This is a genomic window from Neobacillus terrae, from assembly GCF_011393025.1.
Classification (GTDB): domain Bacteria; phylum Bacillota; class Bacilli; order Bacillales; family Cytobacillaceae; genus Neobacillus_A; species Neobacillus_A terrae.
This window is the reverse complement of the sequence record NZ_JAAOEO010000095.1, coordinates 1-557: the sequence shown is the minus strand read 5'-3', so window position 1 is coordinate 557 and position 557 is coordinate 1. Positions and strand designations below refer to the sequence as shown.

The following is a 557-nucleotide window of genomic DNA, read 5'->3' as shown; positions in this document are numbered from 1 at the left end:
TTCTAAGCTGAGAATATGGCTTTGATACAAGTTTGTTTGGAATGGATTTTTCATTGCCGCAGCTATTAATTGTTTTGCCTTTGTCTTAGCCCAGCTGCTTGAACGGCTTTTACATAACTCATCAATTTTATCGGCTAGAGTCTGTTCTTCAACACCCAGTACTTCGTGAGAAGTGGGAAACTCCAATAGGGTTAATAAAGAAACAACCGAATATAAGTCACCAAAAACCCCCTGATATTCTGGGAATACTTGATCTAGTACTGCTTGAAATTGAAGTTTTGTCTGGACATACATGCCTGTTATATTTTCGTGCTGCCTAGTAAGGCTGCGTAAGTTTAACAGTTGTATTCCACGCTTTTTATAAGGTTCCAATTCCTCTTTATAGTACAGTTCGCAGAGATGTCTCGCATCGACTACATCTGTTTTTACTTTTCGTAAAGAGGAGCTTTTGGCTCGATAAGAAACCAGGGGATTTATAACAATAAGCAAATATCCTCTTTCCTCGAAAAACTGAACAACTGGCGTATGATAATGCCCGGTTGCCTCCAAAACAATCG

General features: G+C 39.1%; 1 protein-coding gene. It reads right to left on the bottom strand.

The window, feature by feature from the left end:
• Positions 1 to 557: IS110 family transposase (locus tag G8761_RS26750; protein ID WP_166030966.1), on the bottom strand; the 557-nt coding region annotated here is incomplete at both ends.